We start from the raw sequence: 20935 nt of genomic DNA, 5'->3' as shown, positions 1-20935 counted from the left end.
TTGTGTCTGAGGTATCGTGTCGCGGCGGCTGTACGCGGGATACCTTCGGGTATGCCGGATTTCCTTTGATTGCCGGTCGGTCAACCCGCGTACAGCTGCCACCCTCTTTGCTTGACCGCGAATGTTGGCAGCTCCACTAATCTTAGGACCGTCAACATGATCAAAGACACTCCCAATCCCCCAGAAAAACTCTTTACAGTACGCCCCAACCTCGGCACGGAAACTTTGCTGATCAACGCCTCCCAAGACCTGGCCTCGATCACCGACATCGCCACCCAACTCGCTTTCGAAATCGACGGCCCCCAACGCAATGTTGCGCTGGCAATCTGCCGAATGCTCGAAGGTGTGCAGTTGCTGGTAGACAAAGTCCTGGATGAAGCCTGCCCCGCCACATAAAGCCAGGCCGTACACCACTCCCCAAAACACTGAAGATGCAAATGTGGGAGGGGGCTTGCTCCCGATAGCGGTGCGTCAGTCAATTAATTTATATCTGACACACGGCTATCGGGAGCAAGCCCCCTCCCACATTGTGTTTTTATAGCGCCTGTTGATCAGCGTTCCACTCGCCCCTAGAACACCGACCACCCAATCCGCTCACTCAACAATTCCAACGCCTTCATCCCCGCCAGCGAATTCCCCGCTACGTTCAACTCCGGCGACCACACGCACACCGTAAACTGCCCAGGCACCACCGCGACGATCCCACCACCTACCCCACTCTTGCCCGGCAACCCGACGCGGTAGGCAAAATTGCCCGCTTCGTCATACAGCCCGCTGGTGGCCATGATCGAGTTCACCTGCTTGGTCTGGCGCGCTGTCAAAATCTGCTCGCCACTGTGGGCACTCACGCCTTCGTTGGCGAGGAAGCTGAACGCCCGGGCCAGGTCCAGGCAGCTCATCTGCAAGGCGCAGTAGTTGAAGTAGCTGTGCAGCACCGCGTCTACGTCGTTATGGAAATTACCGAAGGATTTCATCAGGTAGGCCATGGCCGCATTGCGCGCACCGTGCTGGGCTTCGGACTCGGCGACCACGCTGTTGACCAGGATCTGCGGGTTACCCGACAGGCGCCGTACAAAGTCGCGCATCGACAAGATCGGCACCGCAAAGCGCGATTGGTTGATGTCGCAGATCACCAGAGCGCCGGCATTGATAAACGGATTGCGCGGGCGGCCGCGTTCGAATTCCAGTTGCACCATGGAGTTGAACGGTTGTCCTGAGGGCTCATGGCCCAGGCGTTCCCAGATGCTTTCGCCGCCGTGATCGATGGCCTGCACCAGGCTGAAGACCTTGGAGATGCTTTGCACCGAGAACAGTGTGTCGGCATCACCGGCGCTGTAAGCCGTGCCATCGTTGCCGTAGACCGCAATGCCCAGTTGGTCGGCGGGCACGTCGGCCAGCGCAGGGATGTAGTCGGCCACTTTGCCGAGGCCGATCAGGGGGCGCACTTCGTCGAGAATCGACTCGAGCAGCGCCTGCATATCTTGTCCTGTCATCTTTGTTTGAATCAGTGAAAAACCAGGCGCGCAGGATACGTCAATGGGCGCGGAAGCCCCACACAATCTCTACCACCCGCTCGGCAACCACCACGTACACCAGGATCAACAACAGTTGTAGCGCCAGGTGATAGCGCAACTTGGCCAGCCTTCGAATGCCGTCACTGACGTTCAGCAACATCAACAGCGTCGAGAGGATAATCAGCCCCCCACCGGCGACGTTGGAGGCGAACACCCCGATAAACAACTCCTGTTGCCCCACCAGCGTATTGGTCCCCGCTGCGAACAACAGCGCGCACACCAGCAGGTTCTTTACGTTGTCGAAGATCTGTGTGCTCAGGTCGTTGTCCAGCAACGCCAGATACCGCGTCCATAACGTGCGCATACTTGAGTACCGATTGGGAGGGCTCGTCACTCAAGGTAGTTCATTTGCAGGCGCTGTCGAGCCAAGGCGAGGCATTAGAAATGCGCCACGTCCGAGAACAGTTTTTTAGAGGCCTTATCTATAAACGCTCTCCATTTGAGATCGAAGCCAAAAAACAGCTTCTATAATAATCAATCATAATTATTCTTTAATTTTATAATTAGGTTAGAACCAATCGGCATTTTACAGATTCGCCCGTGAGCCCTACTTTCATGCGACGGACCGACCCCCTGCCCGGTGGAGGCTTGTTTACCGACCTCGACAAGGACCTGACCATGAGCATCGAATTCATCGGCTATATCGGCGGCCATCACGCCTCGGAAATCCACCCGCGCAGCGGCCCGACTCTGCAACCGGACTACGTTGAAAGCGTCGCCCGTGCCCACGAAACGGCGGGGTTCGACCGCGCCCTGGTGGCATTCCATTCCAACAGCCCGGACAGCACGTTGATCGCGGCCCATGCGGCCAGCGTCACCACCCGACTGCAATTTCTTATCGCCCACCGCCCGGGCTTTGCCCAGCCCACCCTGGCTGCCCGCCAGTTCGCCACGCTGGATGTGTTCAACGGTGGTCGTACCGCCGTGCATATCATCACCGGCGGCGATGACCGCGAATTACGCGCCGACGGCAGCCATATCGGCAAGGACGAACGCTATGCGCGTACCGATGAATACCTGAGTGTGGTGCGCCAGGAATGGACTCGTGATCAACCCTTTGACTTCACCGGCACCTACTACCAGGTCGAAGGCGCGCACTCTACGGTGAAGTCGCCGCAACAACCGCATATTCCACTGTACTTTGGCGGTTCCTCAGCTGCTGCGATCGCAGTGGCCGGCAAGCACGCGGATGTGTATGCGCTGTGGGGTGAAACCTATGAGCAGGTGCGCGACGTGGTGACCCAAGTGCGGGCAGAAGCGGCCAAGCATGGGCGCACGATTCGCTTCAGCCTGTCATTGCGCCCGATACTCGCCGAGACCGAGGAGTTGGCCTGGCAGCGCGCCGAGCAGATTTTGCAGCAGGCCACGGCGCTGGCCGAGAAGAATGGCTTTGTGCGCCGTGAACCGCCGAATGAAGGCTCGCGGCGGTTGCTGGCGGCGGCGGCACAGGGGTCGCGGCTGGATAAGCGCTTGTGGACGGGAATTGCCGGATTGCTCGGAGCACAGGGTAATTCCACCTCGTTGGTGGGCACGGCTGAGCAAGTGGCCGAGGCGCTGCTGGATTATTACGACCTAGGGATTACCACTTTCCTGATTCGCGGGTTTGATCCGCTCAATGATGCGATCGACTATGGCAAGAAGTTGATTCCCCTCACCCGCCAGTTGGTCGCAGAGAGGGAACAGGCCCAGCAAGTGGCTTAAGAACAATGCGGGAGGGGGCTTGCTCCCTCCCACATTTGATTTGCTGCGCACTCAGGATCAGTTCTTGTAGTCGGTATCGGTGCGCTCCAACTGGCGTACCAGCGCATTCCAATGCCGTGCCACGCCCGGCCCTTCCCCATTGCTGAACACCTTGGCCTGCTGCTCGACCTTGGCTACCACCTCTGCGGGCGGGAAAACCAACTCGGCATTCCCCGCCGCCTGCGCAGCAATCTGGATATTGCACGCGCGCTCCAGGCCTTGCAGTTGCTGAAAGGCGTGCTCAACGCTGACACCCGCCGTCAACAAGCCATGGTTACGCAGGATCATCACGCTCTTGTCGCCCAAATCCGCGACCAGCCGCTCGCGCTCGTCCAGGTCCAGGGCCACGCCTTCATAGCCGTGGTAGGCCACACGCCCCGAGAACGCAATGGCGTGCTGGGAGATCGGCAGCAAGCCGCCTTTCTGCGCCGACACGGCAATACCGTCGCGGGTATGGGTGTGCAGCACCGCTTGCAAATCGTGGCGCGCGCCATGAATGGCACTGTGGATCACATAACCGGCGTAGTTGATGCCGAGGCCCGTAGGGTCATCGACGAGAGTGCCGTCCAGATCGACCTTAACCAGGTTGGACGCAGTGATTTCATCGAACAACAGCCCAAAGGCGTTAATCAGGAAATGCTCATCGGGCCCCGGCACCCGGGCCGAGAAATGGGTATAGATATGGTCGGTCCACTTGTACAGGGCCGCCAGGCGATAGGCGGCGGCCAGTTTGACACGCACCTCCCATTCCTCTGGCGTAACACGTTGGCGGACAGTATTGGAAACACTCGATAGCGAGGTGACGCTGCTCATGACAAAACTTCCTGGATGGCCTTAAGGACGTCAGGCCAGCCTAGGGGAAGCAAAAAAATAATAAAAAGCACATTTTAATCTAAGCTAATTATTATTTTTTTTCATATAACGCCACTTGCCGAACCTTGTGCAAAGAAGCCGCCACCCATTGCCCGAACGCATCCACCGGCCCTTGCAGGTTGCCGAGAAAGTGCGGATAGATCAGCCACAAATCCATCACCGGTTTGAAATCCTTGAGCGGCATCACTGCCAGGTGCTCGCGCTGAGCGCTGCGTTCCAGCAACGGACGTGGCACCAGGCCAAGGCCCAGCCCATCCGCCACCAGACCCAGTTGCAACTCGGTGCCGAAGGTTTCCAGGTTGACCCGCAACGCCAGGCCCTGGTCCGACAAGGTGCGTTGCAACCCGGCACGGAAGCCGCAACCATCCGGGTTGAGGATCCAGCCGTTCTGGTACACGTCCGCCAGTTTGCACGGCTTCTTCGGCAGCTGCGCCTTGGCACAGACCACCACCAGCTCCATCTTGCCGATGGACTCGCCGACAACGTTGTCCGGGAAAATCTTGCCCGCCGGGAACAACGCCACCGCCGCATCCAGTTCGCCGCGTTCGATCTTGCCTACCAATTGGCTGCCCCAGCCGGTGGCAACCTGGGCGCGCAGGTCGGCGTATTCAGTGCGCAGGTGCTTGAGCGCATCCAGCAACACCACATCGCCAATGGTTTGCGGGACGCCCAGGCGTAACACGCCGGTGGGCGGTGCATCAGTGGCCACCAGTTCGCGCAGGGCATCCATTTCGCGCAGGATCAGCCGGCATTGTTCATAGACGCGGGTGCCGATCAGCGTCGGCTTGAGGGGTTTGGTGTTGCGGTCGAACAGCTCCACCCCCAGCGCCTGCTCGAAGTTCTGCACACGGCGGGTAATAGCCGGCTGGGTCAGTTGCAACGACTCGGCGGCATGGCTGATGGACTGGCAACGAATCACTTCGACAAAGGCATCGATATCGTCAATTTTCATTTGGGCCGCACATAGAGATCAGTCATTAAGATGTGCGTGAAGCATAGTTGTCGCGCACCGCTCTGGATAGCCCGCCTTGGGATCGATAACGTCTAACGCTATTCACGGCGGTTCTAAATTACCTGTGGCTATAAGCTAATCATTAAAAAATAGCATATTAACTATAAACATTATGCTTATATAAACCCATCACAACAGCACGATGGAATGGTCATGCCCCAGGCCCGACACCCCGAAAGACTCAGAGCCTTCATAGGCGCCCTGGCGGAATTGATCGACGCCAACCCACGTGAAGGCGACCTGCTGCACCGCGGCGGCAAGCTGCTGGCGCAACTGGTCAGCCATGATGACTGGCTCCCCGACGAGTTCGCCCAGCCCGATCCCGAGCGCTATCAGCAATTTTTGCTGCATGCCGATTCGCGCCAGCGTTTCAGCCTGGTCAGTTTTGTGTGGGGGCCAGGGCAAAGCACGCCGATTCATGACCATCAGGTGTGGGGGCTGATCGGCATGTTGCGGGGCGCTGAGTTTTCCCAGGGCTTTGCACGTGCGCCCGACGGCAGCCTGGTGGCGCAAGGCTCACCCGTCCAGCTGCTGCCGGGCCAGGTCGAGGCGGTATCGCCCAAGATCGGCGATATCCATCAGGTCAGCAATGCCCACCGCGATCAGGTGTCCATCAGCATCCATGTATACGGCGCTAATATCGGTGCGGTACGCCGTGCTGTGTACCAGCCCGACGGCAGCGAAAAATTGTTTATCTCCGGTTATTCCAACGCCACGCTCCCGAACATCTGGGACCTGTCCAAAGAAAAGAGCCCTGCCCTATGACCACCGTATCGACCCGCAGCTTTGCCCAGATTCGTCAGGCCCTGTTGGACCGTGAGGAGCTGGCGTTGATCGACGTGCGTGAAGAAGCGCCGTTTGCCGAGTCCCACCCGTTGTTCGCCGCCAATATCCCGCTGTCCAAGCTGGAACTGGAGGTGTACGCACGCATTCCACGCCGCGATACCCAGGTCACCCTGTATGACAACGGTGAAGGGCTGGCCAGCCGCGCAGCCAAACGTCTACTTGAGCTGGGCTACACCCAGGTCAGCCTGCTTGAGGGGGGACTGGACGGGTGGCGCCGCGCGGGTGGCGAGCTGTTTATCGACGTCAACGTGCCGAGCAAAGCCTTTGGCGAGCTGGTGGAAAGCCAGCGCCACACGCCGTCCCTGGCCGCCGAAGAAGTCCAGGCCCTGCTCGACAGCCAGGCCGATGTGGTGGTGCTCGATGCCCGCCGTTTCGACGAATACCAGACCATGAGCATCCCCACCGGTATCAGCGTGCCGGGTGCGGAGCTGGTCTTGCGCGCCCGCGAACTGGCGCCAGACCCGGCCACGCGCATTATCGTCAACTGCGCCGGGCGCACCCGCAGCATTATCGGTACCCAGTCGTTGATCAATGCCGGCCTTCCCAACCCGGTCGCGGCGCTACGCAACGGCACCATCGGCTGGACCCTGGCCGGGCAAACACTTGCCCACAGCCAAGCCCGCCGCTTCGCGCCAACGCCAGAGGAACACCGCCAACTCGCCGCCGAGGCTGCACGCCGCGTTGCCGACAAGGCCCGCGTCGGCCGCGCCACCCTCAACGATCTACACCACTGGCAGCAGGACACGACGCGCACCACCTACCTGTTCGATGTGCGCACCCCGGAAGAATTCGAAGCCGGGCACCTGCCCGGTGCACGCGCCACACCCGGCGGGCAACTGGTGCAGGAAACAGACCACGTCGCCAGCGTACGCGGTGCGCGCCTGGTGCTGGTCGATGATGACGGCGTGCGTGCCAATATGTCCGCCTCCTGGCTGGCTCAGTTGGGTTGGCAAGTGCATGTGCTGGATGATCTGCAAGCCGAGCACTTCAGCGAACGCGGCGGGTGGGTCGCGCCAGTGCCTGCGCCACCCCAGGCCGAACTGATCAGCCCGCACACCCTCGCCGACTGGCTGGGCCATGGTGACACCGTGGTGCTGGACTTCACCGCGAGCGCCAATTACGTCAAACGCCATATACCCGGTGCCTGGTGGGTGCTGCGTGCGCAACTGCCCCAGGCCCTGGCCAAGGTGCCGCGTGCCCAGCGCTACGTATTGACCTGCGGCAGCAGCCAATTGGCGCGCCTGGCGGTGGCCGAGGTGCAAGCGCTGACCGGCCGGCAGGTGTTCGTGTTGCAGGACGGCACTGCCGCCTGGATCGCCGCGCAACTGCCCCTGGAGGAAGGCGAAACCCACCTCGCCTCACCGCGTATCGACCGCTACCGTCGCCCCTACGAAGGCACCGACAACCCACGGGAAGCCATTCAGGCTTACCTGGATTGGGAGTTCGGCCTGGTCGAGCAACTGGCCCGCGACGGCACCCACGGTTTCTACGTGATCTGACCTGCTGCTGCATCGTTTTCGCCTATCCGCCCCCTTCTCCAGGTGGAGGTATCCCCCTTATCCAACGCCTGGAGTGTGTCCCATGCTGTACGCCATCCCTTTCAAACACCTGCTGCTGGGCGCCGCCCTCGCCCTCGGCCTGCTGTCCAGCGTACAGGCTGCCGACCTGCAACCGCTGCGCGTGGCCAACCAGAAATCCACGATCAAGGCGCTGCTGGAAGCCTCTGGCGAAACCCGCAACGTGCCCTACGAAATCAAGTGGTCGGAATTCCCCTCGGCCTCGCCCTTGGGCGAAGCGCTGAATGCCGGCGCCGTTGATGTCGGCGCCCTCGGTGACGCTCCTTATGTGTTCGCCCTCGGCGCCGGCGCGTCGCTCAAAGTGATCAGCATCATCCATGCACAAGGGCGTAACACCACCGCGCTGCTGGTGCCCAAGGACTCGCCGATCAAGACCGCGGCCGATCTCAAAGGCAAGAAAATCGTCACCGGGCGCGGCTCCATCGGGCATTACCTGGCGATCAGGGCCCTGAACGATGCGGGCCTGAGCACTCAGGATGTGCAGTTCATATTCCTGCTGCCTGCCGAATCGCGGCTGGTGCTGGACAACGGCACTGCAGACGCCTGGGCCACCTGGGACCCGTACACCACCGTGGTCACCTCACAGAGCAACGCTCGCGTGCTCGTCAGCGGTAAACACCTGCTGAGCAATCACCTGTACTTCGCTGCGACCGGCCAGGCCATTGCCGACAAGCGCGCGCAGCTGGACGACTTTGTCGCACGGGTTGACCGCGCCTACGCTTGGGCCAACGCCCACCCCGATGAGTATGCCGCCGCCCAGGCCAGGATCACCGGCTTGCCGCTGGCCGTGCATATCGAAGTGGCCAAGGACACTCACCTGTCGCCGGTCGCGATTGACGACGCGGTGATCAGCGGCCTGCAAGCCACCGCCGACACGTATGTAAAAGAGGGGCTGCTGCCCAATCGCATCGATGTCTCCCAAGGCTTCGACCCAAGCTTTAACGCCAAGCGTGCCACCCTCGACCAGGCCTCGCGCTAAAGAGGGATGCAGTGCGAGCCCCGCTCAAGGCTAGACACCCTCCCACACTTGACCGAGTACATGCTGATGACTCACTCGTCTCTACGCGCTGTAGACGTCGTCGATTTCGACACCACGCTCACCCGCCTCAGCGCCGAACTGGCCGGGACCGCTCATGCCTATGACGAAAGCGGCGCCTTCCCCCACGCCAACTTCAACCTGTTGCACCAACACGGCCTGGTCGCCCTCACCGTCCCCAGCGCCCTCGGCGGCGGCGGTGCCAGCCTGGCACAGGCGCGCAAGGCCATCAGCGCCGTCGCCAAGGGCGAGCCCTCCACCGCGCTGATCCTGGTGATGCAGTACCTGCAACACGCCCGCCTGCAAGACAGCAAAACCTGGCCCCGGCACCTGCGCGTACGCATCGCCGAGGACGCGGTGCGCAACGGTGCGCTGATCAATGCCCTGCGCGTCGAGCCGGACCTGGGCACACCGGCCCGTGGCGGTTTACCCGCCACCACCGCCGTGCGCACCGTTGACGGCTGGCGTATCAGCGGGCGCAAACTCTACTCCACCGGCAGCCATGGCTTGAGCTGGTTCAGCGTATGGGCGCGCAGCGACGACGCAGACCCGCTGGTGGGCGCCTGGCTGGTGGCCAAGGACAGCCCCGGCGTAAGCATCATCGACACCTGGGATCACCTGGGTATGCGCGCCACTTGCAGCCACGAGGTGGTGCTCGACAACGTACTGGTGCCACTGGACCACGCCGTCAGCGTCAGCCCCTTTAGCGCGCCGCAGCCGGAGCTGGATGGCGAAGGCTTGCTGTGGATGTCGGTGCTGCTGTCGTCGGTTTACGACGCGGTAGCCCAGGCGGCGCGGGACTGGTTGGTGAACTGGTTGCAAGAGCGCAAGCCCTCCAACCTGGGGTCTGCGCTGTCCACTTTGCCGCGTTTTCAAGAGACCGTCGGCCATATCGACACCTTGCTGTTCGCCAATCGCAGCCTGCTTGAGGCTGCCGCTCAAGGCCACACGCCGACCGCCAACGCCGCACAATTGAAATACCTGGTGACCGGTAACGCGATCCGCGCCGTCGAGCTGGCCATCGAAGCCTCGGGCAACCCAGGCTTGTCACGCCATAGCCCACTGCAACGGCATTACCGCGATGTGCTGTGCAGCCGCGTGCATACCCCACAAAACGACGCAGTGCTGCAAGGTGTCGGCAGAGCCGTGTTTATCCAACACCAGAAGGAGCGCCCATGAGCCACGTGATAATTGCCAGCCAGTTGGACGAAGACTTCAACCAGGTCATTCGCGAACGACTGGCGCCGCTGCACCCCCAAGCTCAGGTGATCGGTGTGCCGGTGGGTGCGCCGAACGACCTGCCACCCCAGGCCAATATCCTGCTGTTGCGCCCGATCAATGTGCGCGGCTATATCGCCCCCGACACGCCCCCACCGGGCTGGCCCTACGGCGCGCAATGGGTGCACCTGGTGTCATCGGGCATCGACTTCTACCCGCAGTGGCTGTTCAACGGCCCGCCTGTGAGCACGTCCAGGGGCAGCGCGGCCGACAACCTGGCCGAATTCGCCCTGGCAGCAATCTTTGCCGCCGCCAAACACCTGCCGGACATCTGGGTGAAAGACTCGCAGTGGAATTTCACCGCCCTGCGCCCGCTCAAAGGTACCACCCTGGGTATCCTGGGCTTTGGGGCGATTGGCGAAAGCCTGGCGCAAAAAGCCCTGGGCCTTGGCCTCAAGGTGATCGCGCTGCGTCAGAGCCAGGCACCGTTCAGCGCCGGCGTGGAGGCCGCCACTGACATTCACGACCTGTTCGCCCGCGCCGACCACCTGGTGGTGGCGGCACCACTGACCGAGGCAACGCGGCACGTTATCAACCGTGACGTACTGGGCAGCGCCAAGCCGGGGCTGCACCTGATCAACATCGCACGCGGTGGCTTGCTGGATCAGGAGGCGCTGCTGGAGGCGCTGGATAACGGGCAGATCGGGCTGGCATCGCTCGACGTGACCGAGCCGGAGCCGTTGCCGGACGGGCATCCGCTGTATACCCATCCCAGGGTGCGGTTGTCGCCGCATACGTCGGCGATCTCTACCAACAGCAAGGAGGAGATTGCGGATACGTTCCTGGCGAATCTGGAGCGGTATGTGGCGGGCCTTGAATTAACCAACGTTGCAAACGCCTGACGCTATTCAAATTACAGGAGCTGGCTTGCCTGCTCCCACACGTATCAGCAACCGCCAGCCAGGCGTTCACGCAGGAACTCGACCAACGCCTGTACCGGCCGTGAACTCTGCCGGTGCTGGGGGTACACCGCCGACAACGTCAGGGCTTCGGGCGCGAACTCGTTCAATACGCTGACCAGGCGACCATCCTTCAATGCCTCGCCGACTATGAACGTCGGCAGGTAGGTAACCCCCAGCCCGGCAATGGCGGTGTCACGCAGCAAATCGCCGTTGTTGACCCGCATGCGCCCGCTCACATTCAGCGCTTGCAGCTTGCCCTTGAAACGCCATTGCACCTGGCGGCCGTGACCGTAGGGCAGGCAGTCGTGGTCGGCAACATCGTCAGGTTTTTGCGGCGTGCCGCGCAAAGCCAGGTAATCGGGGCTGGCGCAATACACCCTCGGGATGCTGGCGATACGGCGGGCGATCAAGGTGGAGTCTTCCAGGGTGCCGATCCGCAGCACCAAGTCGTAGCCTTCGCCGATCAGGTCTACCGGGCGGTCGCTGAGATCAACCTCCACCGACACGTCGGGATAGCGCTGCAGGAACAGCGGCAGCAGGCAACCCAAGTGCGCCATGGCAAACGAAAGCGGCGCACTGAGGCGAATCGTGCCGCGCGGTTCGCTGTTCTGCCCGGCAATGCCCTGCTCCACCTGCTCGACATCACTGAGCAGGCGCAAGGCGGATTCGTAGTAACTCTGGCCCAGTGGCGTGACATCCAGGCGCCGCGTAGAGCGATTGAGCAGGCGCACGCCCAGGCGTTCTTCCAGCTGGATCAGGCGGCGGCTGACGAATTGCTTGGACAGGCCCAGTTGCTCGGCGGCGGCGGTGAAACTGCCGGACTCCATGACCTGGCAGAACAGGCGCATGTCTTCGAAGGGGTTCATTGTCGCTTCTCGGTGGACGATGGGCTGATTTATAGCCTGTCGGTGGCCACACCACAAACCTAATATGGGAATACAATCAAAATGTGGGAGGGGGCTTGCTCCCGATGGCGGTGTGTCAGTCACAGCATTTTTGACTGACGCACCGCCATCGGGAGCAAGCCCCCTCCCACATGGGATTACCTACAGGTTTGAGAACCGGTTACTTGGCGGTGAACGCCGAGTAGCTGTTCATCAGGTTGCGGTAGTTGGGGATGCGCGGCGACAACAGGTTTGCCAGGCCTTCCATGTCGTTGCGCCAGTCAACCTGCAGCTCGCAGGCCACCGAGAACCAGTTCACCAGTTGCGCACCCGCGGCGGTCATACGTGCCCAGGCAGCTTGTTGCACGGTCTCGTTGAAGGTGCCGGAGGCGTCAGTGACCACAAACACCTCGAAGCCTTCGGCCAGGGCGCACAGGGTCGGGAAGGCAACGCACACATCCGTCACCACACCGGCAATGATGATCTGCTTACGGCCGGTGGCCTTGACGGCCTTGACGAACTCTTCATTGTCCCAGGCGTTGATCTGGCCAGGGCGAGCGATGTACGGCGCGTCCGGGAACAGTGCCTTGAGTTCCGGAACCAGTGGGCCGTTGGGGCCGCTTTCAAAGCTGGTGGTCAGGATGGTCGGCAGGTTGAAGAACTTGGCTACGTCGGCCAGGGCCAACACGTTGTTCTTGAACTCGTTGGGGGAAAAATCCTGCACCAGGGAGATCAGACCGGTTTGGTGATCGACCAGCAGGACAACGGCGTCATCTTTGTTCAAGCGCTTGTAAGTCATGGGTTAACTCCTTCGATTTGCTGATTAAAAGGCAAAGCACGAGCAGCCGAACGCGCCCCAGAAACCCTGGAAGTCGCTGACCGGCACGCTGGAAAGACGGGCTTTTTCATGGCTGTGGGCGTGTACGCCGCACGGGCCGCTGCACTGATGTACCTGCGCCTGCATCGGCGAAGTCGGGCGCCAGTGCCCTGGCACCTTGGCCACCGGCGACCAGTCCGGCAGCACCGGCACGCGCGGCGGGGCGTAATCTTCGAAGTCGCCAGTGCCGTAGACGACCTTGCCGCCGACCACGGTGAGTACCGACTCGATCCACTTGATGGCCTCTTCATCGACACTGAAAAAGTCCGCCGACAGCGCTGCGACATCGGCCAACTGACCGACCTTGATCTGGCCTTTCTTGCCCTGCTCGGACGAGAACCAGGCGCTGCCGTGGGTAAACAATTCCAGCGCGGTAAGGCGCGGCAAGCCCTCGGCGTGCAGCTCCAGACCGCCGACCGTGCGGCCGCTGACCATCCAGTACAACGAGGTCCAGGGGTTATAGCTGGAGACCCGCGTGGCATCGGTGCCCGCCCCTACCGGCACGCCTTCGGCCAACATGCGTTTGATCGGTGGCGTGGCTTCGGCGGCCTTGGCGCCATAGCGCTCGACAAAGTACTCACCCTGGAACGCCATGCGATCCTGGATCGCAATACCACCGCCGAGGGCGCGCACCCGTTCGATGTTTTTCGGGGTGATGGTTTCGGCGTGGTCGAAGAACCACGGCAGGCCATTGAACGGAATGTCACGGTTGACCTTCTCGAACACGTCGAGCATACGCGAGATGGATTCGTCGTAAGTGGCGTGCAGGCGGAACGGCCAGCGCTGTTCCACCAGGTGGCGCACCACCGGTTCCAGTTCCTGTTCCATGGTCAGCGGCAGGTCCGGACGTGGTTCGAGGAAGTCTTCGAAGTCCGCAGCGGAGAACACCAGCATCTCCCCGGCACCGTTGTGGCGCAGGTAGTCGTCGCCCTGATGCAGGGTGACGCTGCCGGTCCAGTTCTTGAAGTCGCTGAGTTCTTCCTTGGGCTTTTGGGTGAACAGGTTGTAGGCGATGCGCACCGTCAACTGCTGGTCCTTGGCCAGTTGCTCGATCACCGCGTAATCGTCCGGGTAGTTCTGGAAACCACCGCCAGCATCGATAGCGCTGGTCAGGCCCAGGCGATTGAGTTCGCGCATGAATTGGCGGGTGGAGTTGACCTGGTATTCCAGCGGCAGTTTCGGGCCTTTGGCCAAGGTCGAATACAAAATCATCGCGTTGGGCCGCGCCACCAGCATCCCGGTGGGGTTGCCGTTGCTGTCACGTACGATCTCGCCGCCCGGTGGGTTCGGCGTGTCCTTGGTGTAGCCGGCCACGCGCAGCGCCGCACGGTTGAGCAAGGCGCGGTCGTACAGGTGCAGCACGAACACCGGCGTATCCGGCGCGGCCTGGTTGAGTTCTTCCAGGGTGGGCATACGTTTTTCGGCGAACTGGAATTCGTTCCAGCCGCCGACCACGCGTACCCATTGCGGCGTGGGGGTACGGTCGGCCTGGTCCTTGAGCATGCGCAAGGCATCGGCCAGGGACGGCACACCCTCCCAGCGCAGTTCGAGGTTGTAGTTCAGCCCGCCACGGATCAGGTGCAGGTGCGAGTCGTTGAGGCCGGGGATGACGGTACGGCCCTTGAGGTCGATCACCTGGGTGCCACTGCCGCGCAGGGCCATGGCCTCACCGTCAGTGCCGACAGCGACGAAGCGCCCGTCGCGGATGGCGACGGCGCTGGCGCGTGGGTTTTCCCGGTCCACGGTGTGGAACTGGCCATTGAACAGAATCAGATCGGCGTTCATAGGGTTTCCTTTACAGAGGCTTCAAGCCAGGGAGCGAACAGGCGGGTGGCTGCCGGCATCAGCAGGTACACCACCAACAGCACGATGGTGAGGGTGACCAAAAAGGTCGAGACCACGTAGTTGGACAAAAACGGATGCAGCCGCAGGATCGGCCCCCAGATAAAGGGCAGCAGCAAGGTTTGCGGCAGGATCACAAACAGGCTGACCACCGCCTGCTTCCAGCGCGGCGGCTTGGCGGCGCCGTCGGCCTGAGGGGCGAACCAGAACTCATTGGCGCCGCCGATTTCAGTCTGATCGCCGTCAGCCAGCATCGGAGCGGCTTCGTCGATCAGGGCCTGGCGTTGTGGGGAGTCGAGCCACAGTTCCAGGGCATCGGTGGAGCTATAGCGCAATACGCAGGTGAACAGGGCCGTGCCGTTTTGCTGGCTGCGTACCACATCGACGCCCAGGTGGCCGGGGCGTTCGCCAGCGATACGCACGATGCGGCGTAGCCAGGCTTCGTACTCGGTTTCACGGCCGGGCTTGACCCGGTGCTTGACGACTAGCGTGACGACTTCGTCAGAGCTGGTTTTAGGTGTTGGGTCCATGATTGGGTGACTCCCCCGCAGGATTGAGCGATGGGAGGAGTTTGCCGGGCCGGGGGTACTGGGAATTGGATGTATGTGCTGTCTGGGTTTCTGTGGGAGGAGATCACCGACAGTCACTTGGCATTCAGTTCGCCGCCATATGCTCGGCAATCCGCCCGCGTAGCCAGCGCTCCGCCGGGTCATTGTCATGCACCCCGCTCCAGACCATCGACAGCTCCGCCGCATCAATCGCAAACGGCGGATCCTCGGCCCGCAAGCGGGTGCCTTCGGTCAACGCGCACGCTGCGTAGTCCGGCACGGTCGCGATGATCTGCGTTCCCGCCAGCAACGCGCGCAACCCGCTGAACTGCGGCACCGCCAGCACCACCCGCCGCGAGCGGCCGATGCGCGCCAGGTCCAGGTCGATATTGCCGCTCAGGTCACCCGAGAATGACACCATCGCATGGGGCCTGGCGCAGTAGTCATCCAGGCTCAGCGGCGCTTCACCGTCATCCCCGCGCAACACCTTGCAGGGAATATCCCGCAGTTTCTTGCGCTTGGCATTGGCCGGCAGTTCGGTGGTGTAGCTCACCCCGACCGAAATTTCGCCGCTGGCCAGCAGCGATGACATCAACAGGTAATTGGCCCGGCGCACCACCACGATGATGCCCGGGGCCTCTTCGCGCAATTGGCTGAGCAATGCGGGAAACAGCCCGAACTCGGCGTCATCGGACAGGCCAATGCGAAACACCGCGCAACTGGTGGAAGGGTCGAAATCCTTGGCGCGGCTGACGGCGCCGGAGATGGTGTCCATGGCCGGTTGCAGCTCCTTGAGTATTGCCACCGCACGTGGCGTGGGCTCCATGCCGCGACCGTTGCGCAGCAACAACGGGTCGTCGAACAAATCGCGCAGACGGCCCAGCGCCGCGCTGACCGCCGGTTGGCCCATGAAGAGCTTCTCGGCAACCCGGGTCAGGTTTTTTTCGAACATCAGGGCCTCGAAAATCACCAGCAGGTTCATATCGACGCGACGCAGGTCGTTGCGGTTCATGGCGGTATCCAGACAATTTGCAGAGGGCAAGCAAAGCATGCCCCGCACGCCTGCGATTGCATAGCCGTGCTGTCTTTTATGCGACGGCACCTGGCGAAATTAACAACGATTAACTCGTCAGCCAGGCGGCCCGGCAACAAGATAAGCCGCGTCTACACTGCATCCATTCACGGGAACGCTCCCATCGACTGCGGATATTTGTCATGGCCCGACTTGAGCAATATGCCCCTCGTTTGTCCGCCACCGGTGGCCTGTGCCCCCGGCGCGAGCGCATCGCCAAGCAATTGATCCTCGCCAATCTCGGCGAAAGCCTGGCCATCGCCGACCTGGCCCAGGCCTGCGCCTTGTCGCGCAGCCATTTCTCCCGCGCCTTCAAATGCACCACCGGGGTGTCGCCCCAGGAATGGATTCGCCAGCAGCGGATTCTGCGGGCCAAGGAATTGATCACCGGTTCGTCCTTGAGCCTCACGCAAATCAGCCTGGAATGCGGATTCTGCGACCAGGCGCACTTCTGCCATATGTTCACGCGCAGCGAAGGTGTGAACCCGATGACCTGGCGAAATCACCACTCGCGTCCCAAACCTGACGTGATCGCCGCCTAGTGGTCGTGACGCAGCTGGAATATGCTGGCCCAACCCCTACTCCATAACCTGGGCAACCATGACAGACCTGAGCGACCAGGCCGTGCACTTCGGCCCCTACTGCATCCACCCGCGCCAGCGCCTGGTGCTGGAGGCTGGTCGCCCGTTGCGCCTGGGGCGGCGGGCGGTGGATATCCTGCTGATCCTGCTGGAGCAAGCCGGCAATGTGGTGAGCAAGCAGGAGCTGATCGCGCGGGTCTGGCCCACAAGCGTGGTGGAAGACGGCAACCTGCGGGTACACATGGCGGCGTTGCGCAAGGCGCTGGGTGACGGCCAGGCCGGGCAGCGCTATATCGTCACAGTCGCCCAGCGCGGCTACAGCTTTGTTGCGCCACTGAGCATCGAACCGATGACGCTACCCACTGACGGCGCCCCCCAGCGCCCGCGCCATAACCTGCCGCTGCGACGCACGCGAATGATCGGCCGCCAGGCCCTGATCGACGCGCTGGTGCAGCAACTGCCGCAGCAACGCTTCATCACCCTGACCGGCGCCGGTGGCATCGGCAAGACCACCGTGGCCCTGCGTGTCGCCGAATTGCTGATCGGGCATTACCGCGATGGGATTCATCTGCTGGACCTGGCGCCGCTGAGCGCCGCATCGATGATCCTGCCCAATCTCGCCGCCCTGCTCGGCCTCACTCCCGGCGAAAATGCGCCACTGGTCAGCTTCGCCCGCAGCCTGCAGGCGCGCCAGATGCTGCTGGTGATCGATAATTGCGAACACCTGCTCGACGACATTGCCCTGATCAGCGAAACCCTGTTGCGCCATGCGCCGCACCTGCACATTCTCAGCACCAGCCGCGAAGCCCTGCGCGCCGAGGGTGAACATGTACAACGCCTCGAACCGCTGGCCTGCCCGCCCGCCACCGGCAACCGTGCCCAGGCCCTGGGTTACCCGGCCATGCAGCTGCTGATCGAGCGGGCGATGTCTCATCAGGACAGCTTTGCGCTCAGCGAAGCCGAACTGCCGTTGGCAATCGATATTTGTCAGCGCCTGGACGGCATTCCCCTGGCGATCGAACTGGTCGCCGCGCAGATCGAACGCTTTGGCTTGCAGGGGCTGCTGGTGCAGATGGAGGACAACTTCCGTCTGCTGACCCGCGGGCGACGCAGTGCCCTGCCCCGCCAGCAAACCCTGCGAGCTACGCTCGACTGGAGTTTTGACCTGCTCACCGAATGCGAAAAAATCTGCCTGCGCCGGCTCGCGGTGTTTCGCGGTGGTTTCAGCCTGGTCAGCGCGGCGGCGGTGATCGCCGGGGAAAACATCGCACCTGCCCAGGTGCTGGGCTCCATCACGCAACTGGTGGCCAAGTCGCTGTTGAACGTGGAAGCCAGTGATGACGAGATGGTTTATCGCCTGCTGGATATTACCCGTACCTATGCTCTGGAAAAGCTCAGCCAGGCCGGCGAGCTGCACGCCACTCGCGAACGCCACGCCGCCAGGTGCCTGACGCTGATGGAACAGGCGCAAGGCGACTGGGAACTGATCGCCACGCAGCCCTGGCTCGACCGTTACGCACCGCTGCGCGAGGACGTGCGCGCCGCACTCGACTGGAGCTTTACCGAGGAAAACGAGCACCTGTTGGCCATTCGCCTGACGGTCAGTGCGATGCCGCTGTGGCAGGAGCTGTCGTTACTGCGCGAGCATGGCGGTTATGTGCACAAGGCGCTGGCGCTGATTGATCAGGTCAAGGCCCCTTGCACCCAATTGACCCTGCAATTGCAGTTGGCTTTGGGCAGTCTTTCGTACCATGCCTTGGGCCCCGCGCCCCAGACCGTCGCAGCCTTCGTGGGTGCCGCACGCCTGGCCGAAATGAATCAGGACCTGGCCGGCCAGTTGCGTGCGGTCTCAGGCCATATGGCCGTGAACCTGTGTGCCGGACGCTATGCCGAGGCGCTGGAGCAAAGCGTACAGTTCGAGCGCCTCGACCCGCGCACCGAACCGCTGCTGGACCTCAGCGTCCAACGCTTGCGCGCGCTGGGCCAGCACTACATGGGCAATCAGCCGCTTGCTCGTCACCATGCCGAGCAGGTGCTGCAGCGCATGACCCACAGTGGCCACGTGAACCGCTTCGCCCATGGCGTGGGCGTGCAGTACGACCAAAACGTCGCGTCCCTGACCATCTTGGCGAGAATTCTGTGGCTACAAGGCTTTCCCGAGCGCGCCTGGCGCACCGCCAGCCAGGCGCTGGAGCTGGCGCTGCAGATCAATCACGGCACATCGATCTGCTACACCCTGGCGTTGGCCGGTGTGGTGATCGCCCGCTACAACGGCGCCGAAGACGACGCACACGCGTTGCAAACGCTGCTGCTGGAGCAATCCCACAAGCATTCAGTGCAACTGTTCCAGACCTGGGCCGGGCATTACGCCGGCATCCTGGGTGACAACCATTTGCAGGGTCTGGGACTGATCGAGGATACTTTGATCACACTCGGCTCCCGTGAAGCCGACGCGGCCGCCATCGAAAGGGCACACAGTGGCGCTGCCGGCTGGTGCGCCGCGGAAATCCTGCGGGTGCGCGCCGAACAGTTGGCGCGTCAAGGTGATATGCGCGTCGCTGAAGCCCTCTTGCTCCAGGCCCTTGGCCTGGCGCGCCAGCAAGGCGCGCTCGCCTGGGAGCTGCGATGTGCGCACTCCCTGGCGCAACTGTGGCAACAGCAAGGGCGCAGCCTGGCTGCCAGGAACCTGCTGAGCCCGATCCACGCGCAATTTACCGAAGGCTTCGCCACCCAGGACTTAATGCGCGTGCGCGGCCTGCTCGACCAGTTGCAAGACAAACGGCCGGCCTGAACACACATCCAGGCAGTCTCCATAACCTTGCTGCAACCGCTGCACCTGGTCCGGATCACGCAATTGCGCCAAAGCATAGCTGCGCACGCAGTTGAGCAACCGGTAGCGCCGCGGGCCAAGCCCAGGCTCGATGACCAGCAGCGAGGTATTGACCAGACGCGCCAACAGATAAGACAGGTCGGCGTGCTCAAGCTCGGTACCGCGTACCATCTCACTCAACGTGGGCAAGCTCACCGCCATCTTGAACAAGCCCAACTGCAAGAACAGCCAGCACTGCGGCAGGCTCAGACGCTCGTAGCTCCAATCCAGGGCCGCGGTCATTGAGCGATGGTGCTCTACCGCTGTGCGGCGACCGCGCGTCAGCCCCAGCAGGCCGCTGCGCAACTGCTGCTGCACTGCGCCGATGCCCAGCGCATCGACCTGGGCGGCCGCCAGTTCGAGGGCCAATGGGATACCGTCCAGGCGTCGACAAATATCGCGCAACGGCGCCAGGTCCTGCGGCCGCAACACAAAATCCTGCTGGCTGGCGCGGGCGCGGGCGACAAACAGCTGCACTGCGGGCCACGCCATGGCCTGCTCGACACTGCGGCACACCGACGGTGAAGGCAGTGCCAGCGCAGGTACACGCAACACCCACTCGCCGGGCGCCAGCAAGGGTTCGCGGCTGCTGATCAGGATACTCACCTCGGGCGCTCTTTCGCGCAGTGTGCGCACCAGCTTTCGACAGGCGCCGAGCAACAGGTCGGCACCGTCGAGCACCAGTAGCAGTTGGCGCGAGGCCAACTGGCGAGACACCTCATCGAGGCTGTCAGTGGGCTTGAACTGCATGACCGTGGCAACGCTGGCAAGCAGTTCGCCAAGGGTTTGCATCTGGGTCAGGTCGAGCCACCACACCCCGTCGCGATAGCGCGACAACACGCGTTCGGCCAGGACCAGGGCCAGCGTACTTTTGCCGACGCCGGCCACACCGGTGAGGGTCAGCAAGCGTTGCCCGGACAAACGCCGCGCCAGCAGGCTCACCAGCTCTTCGCGACCGAACACCGGGCTGAGCCGGGCAGCCAGGTTATGCGCGGCCGGCAGCGTCGGCACAGTGGCTTGCACGGGGCCAATGAAGCAATAACCACGCTGGGGGTGATTGAGGATCAGGCGTCGTCCGTCCAGCGCCCGGCGCAACGCGGCAATATGCACGCGCAGGTTATTGTCTTCGACGACGCTGTTGGGCCAGACCCGTTCGATCAAGGTGGCCTTGCTGATGAACTGCCCCGGCGCTTCCAGCAGTACCGTAAGAATATCCAACGCCCGCCCGCCCAACGGCACCGGCCAGCCAGACTTGCTGACCAGGCGCTGTTGCCGATGAAAGGTGTAGGGGCCGAAGCTCAGCGTCGCAGAATCTTGCATGTCCGTCACAGCGCTGAAACACCCGTGCTTGAGTGCCTGCGCATCCTTTTCCATGGGCTCGGCCCTATCTTGCCAGCTAGCGATGACAGGACAATGCTGGCACG

At 62.3% G+C, this 20935-nt stretch carries 19 protein-coding genes; 9 read left to right on the top strand and 10 right to left on the bottom strand.

Translation table 11 applies throughout. From position 1 onward, the window contains the following. Positions 1–156 precede the first annotated feature (156 nt). Entirely contained in the window at positions 157–396 is a 240-nt protein-coding gene (locus FW800_RS16310; protein ID WP_446437981.1) for a DUF6124 family protein, read from the top strand. Between the two features lie 173 nt (positions 397–569). Here FW800_RS16310 and glsB read toward each other — a convergent pair whose 3' ends face one another. Together glsB and FW800_RS16300 are read right to left on the bottom strand one after the other, a co-directional pair. Next, a complete protein-coding gene (gene glsB / locus FW800_RS16305) occupies positions 570–1478 on the bottom strand; it encodes a glutaminase B (RefSeq protein ID WP_446437980.1) in 909 nt (302 codons plus the stop codon). 55 nt (positions 1479–1533) lie between these two features. Then, positions 1534–1878 (bottom strand): hypothetical protein, encoded by a 345-nt coding sequence (locus tag FW800_RS16300; RefSeq protein ID WP_078821121.1) that lies wholly within the window; start codon positions 1876–1878, stop codon positions 1534–1536. A gap of 314 nt (positions 1879–2192) precedes the next feature. On the opposite strand from FW800_RS16300, the gene FW800_RS16295 reads away from it, so the two are divergent. After that, positions 2193–3275, top strand: coding sequence for an LLM class flavin-dependent oxidoreductase (locus tag FW800_RS16295; RefSeq protein ID WP_446438001.1), 1083 nt, complete (start codon positions 2193–2195; stop codon positions 3273–3275). A gap of 57 nt (positions 3276–3332) precedes the next feature. Here the strand turns inward: FW800_RS16295 and FW800_RS16290 are convergent, their stop codons facing one another. Then, positions 3333–4127, bottom strand: a complete 795-nt coding sequence (locus tag FW800_RS16290; protein WP_005787679.1) for a class II aldolase/adducin family protein — start codon at positions 4125–4127, stop codon at positions 3333–3335. A 91-nt stretch (positions 4128–4218) separates the two neighbouring features. After that, positions 4219–5139, bottom strand: coding sequence for a LysR family transcriptional regulator (locus FW800_RS16285; protein WP_446437979.1), 921 nt, complete (start codon positions 5137–5139; stop codon positions 4219–4221). 213 nt (positions 5140–5352) lie between these two features. Here FW800_RS16285 and FW800_RS16280 point away from each other — a divergent pair, with 213 nt between their 5' ends. The 5 genes from FW800_RS16280 (at position 5353) to FW800_RS16260 (ending at position 10778) form a co-directional block, all read left to right on the top strand. Continuing rightward, positions 5353–5964 (top strand): cysteine dioxygenase, encoded by a 612-nt coding sequence (locus FW800_RS16280; protein WP_446437978.1) that lies wholly within the window; start codon positions 5353–5355, stop codon positions 5962–5964. Continuing rightward, positions 5961–7544 (top strand): rhodanese-related sulfurtransferase, encoded by a 1584-nt coding sequence (locus tag FW800_RS16275; protein ID WP_446437977.1) that lies wholly within the window; start codon positions 5961–5963, stop codon positions 7542–7544. The genes FW800_RS16280 and FW800_RS16275 overlap by 4 nt, the downstream gene beginning before the upstream one ends. A gap of 82 nt (positions 7545–7626) precedes the next feature. Then, entirely contained in the window at positions 7627–8601 is a 975-nt protein-coding gene (locus FW800_RS16270; RefSeq protein ID WP_248131519.1) for an ABC transporter substrate-binding protein, read from the top strand. A 66-nt stretch (positions 8602–8667) separates the two neighbouring features. Beyond that, positions 8668–9837, top strand: coding sequence for an acyl-CoA dehydrogenase family protein (locus FW800_RS16265; RefSeq protein WP_446437976.1), 1170 nt, complete (start codon positions 8668–8670; stop codon positions 9835–9837). Then, a complete protein-coding gene (locus FW800_RS16260) occupies positions 9834–10778 on the top strand; it encodes a D-isomer specific 2-hydroxyacid dehydrogenase family protein (protein WP_032876254.1) in 945 nt (314 codons plus the stop codon). The genes FW800_RS16265 and FW800_RS16260 overlap by 4 nt, the downstream gene beginning before the upstream one ends. Before the next feature lie 44 nt (positions 10779–10822). Here the strand turns inward: FW800_RS16260 and FW800_RS16255 are convergent, their stop codons facing one another. The 5 genes from FW800_RS16255 to FW800_RS16235 form a co-directional block, all read right to left on the bottom strand. After that, positions 10823–11704, bottom strand: coding sequence for a LysR family transcriptional regulator (locus tag FW800_RS16255; RefSeq protein ID WP_446437975.1), 882 nt, complete (start codon positions 11702–11704; stop codon positions 10823–10825). A gap of 199 nt (positions 11705–11903) precedes the next feature. Then, the gene (ycaC, locus tag FW800_RS16250; protein WP_005787666.1) at positions 11904–12521 is read right to left on the bottom strand and encodes an isochorismate family cysteine hydrolase YcaC; all 618 of its coding nucleotides are present in this window, start codon (positions 12519–12521) and stop codon (positions 11904–11906) included. Between the two features lie 24 nt (positions 12522–12545). Beyond that, the gene (locus FW800_RS16245; protein WP_005787664.1) at positions 12546–14384 is read right to left on the bottom strand and encodes an amidohydrolase; all 1839 of its coding nucleotides are present in this window, start codon (positions 14382–14384) and stop codon (positions 12546–12548) included. Next, the gene (locus FW800_RS16240; protein ID WP_078821115.1) at positions 14381–14971 is read right to left on the bottom strand and encodes an antibiotic biosynthesis monooxygenase; all 591 of its coding nucleotides are present in this window, start codon (positions 14969–14971) and stop codon (positions 14381–14383) included. The genes FW800_RS16245 and FW800_RS16240 overlap by 4 nt, the downstream gene beginning before the upstream one ends. Positions 14972–15095: 124 nt before the next feature. Further along, positions 15096–16001 (bottom strand): LysR family transcriptional regulator, encoded by a 906-nt coding sequence (locus tag FW800_RS16235; protein WP_005787661.1) that lies wholly within the window; start codon positions 15999–16001, stop codon positions 15096–15098. A 203-nt stretch (positions 16002–16204) separates the two neighbouring features. Here FW800_RS16235 and FW800_RS16230 point away from each other — a divergent pair, with 203 nt between their 5' ends. Further along, a complete protein-coding gene (locus tag FW800_RS16230; protein ID WP_103734404.1) occupies positions 16205–16603 on the top strand; it encodes a helix-turn-helix domain-containing protein in 399 nt (132 codons plus the stop codon). Between the two features lie 58 nt (positions 16604–16661). Then, positions 16662–19433, top strand: a complete 2772-nt coding sequence (locus FW800_RS16225; RefSeq protein WP_446437974.1) for an ATP-binding protein — start codon at positions 16662–16664, stop codon at positions 19431–19433. On the opposite strand, the gene FW800_RS16220 is transcribed toward FW800_RS16225, so the two are convergent. After that, positions 19380–20885 (bottom strand): winged helix-turn-helix domain-containing protein, encoded by a 1506-nt coding sequence (locus FW800_RS16220; protein ID WP_446437973.1) that lies wholly within the window; start codon positions 20883–20885, stop codon positions 19380–19382. The genes FW800_RS16225 and FW800_RS16220 overlap by 54 nt on opposite strands. Positions 20886–20935 lie beyond the last annotated feature (50 nt).

The organism is Pseudomonas sp. 910_23 (genome assembly GCF_052850795.1).
The sequence above is the reverse complement of the archived record's forward strand: the minus strand, read 5'-3'. Positions and strand labels throughout refer to the sequence as shown.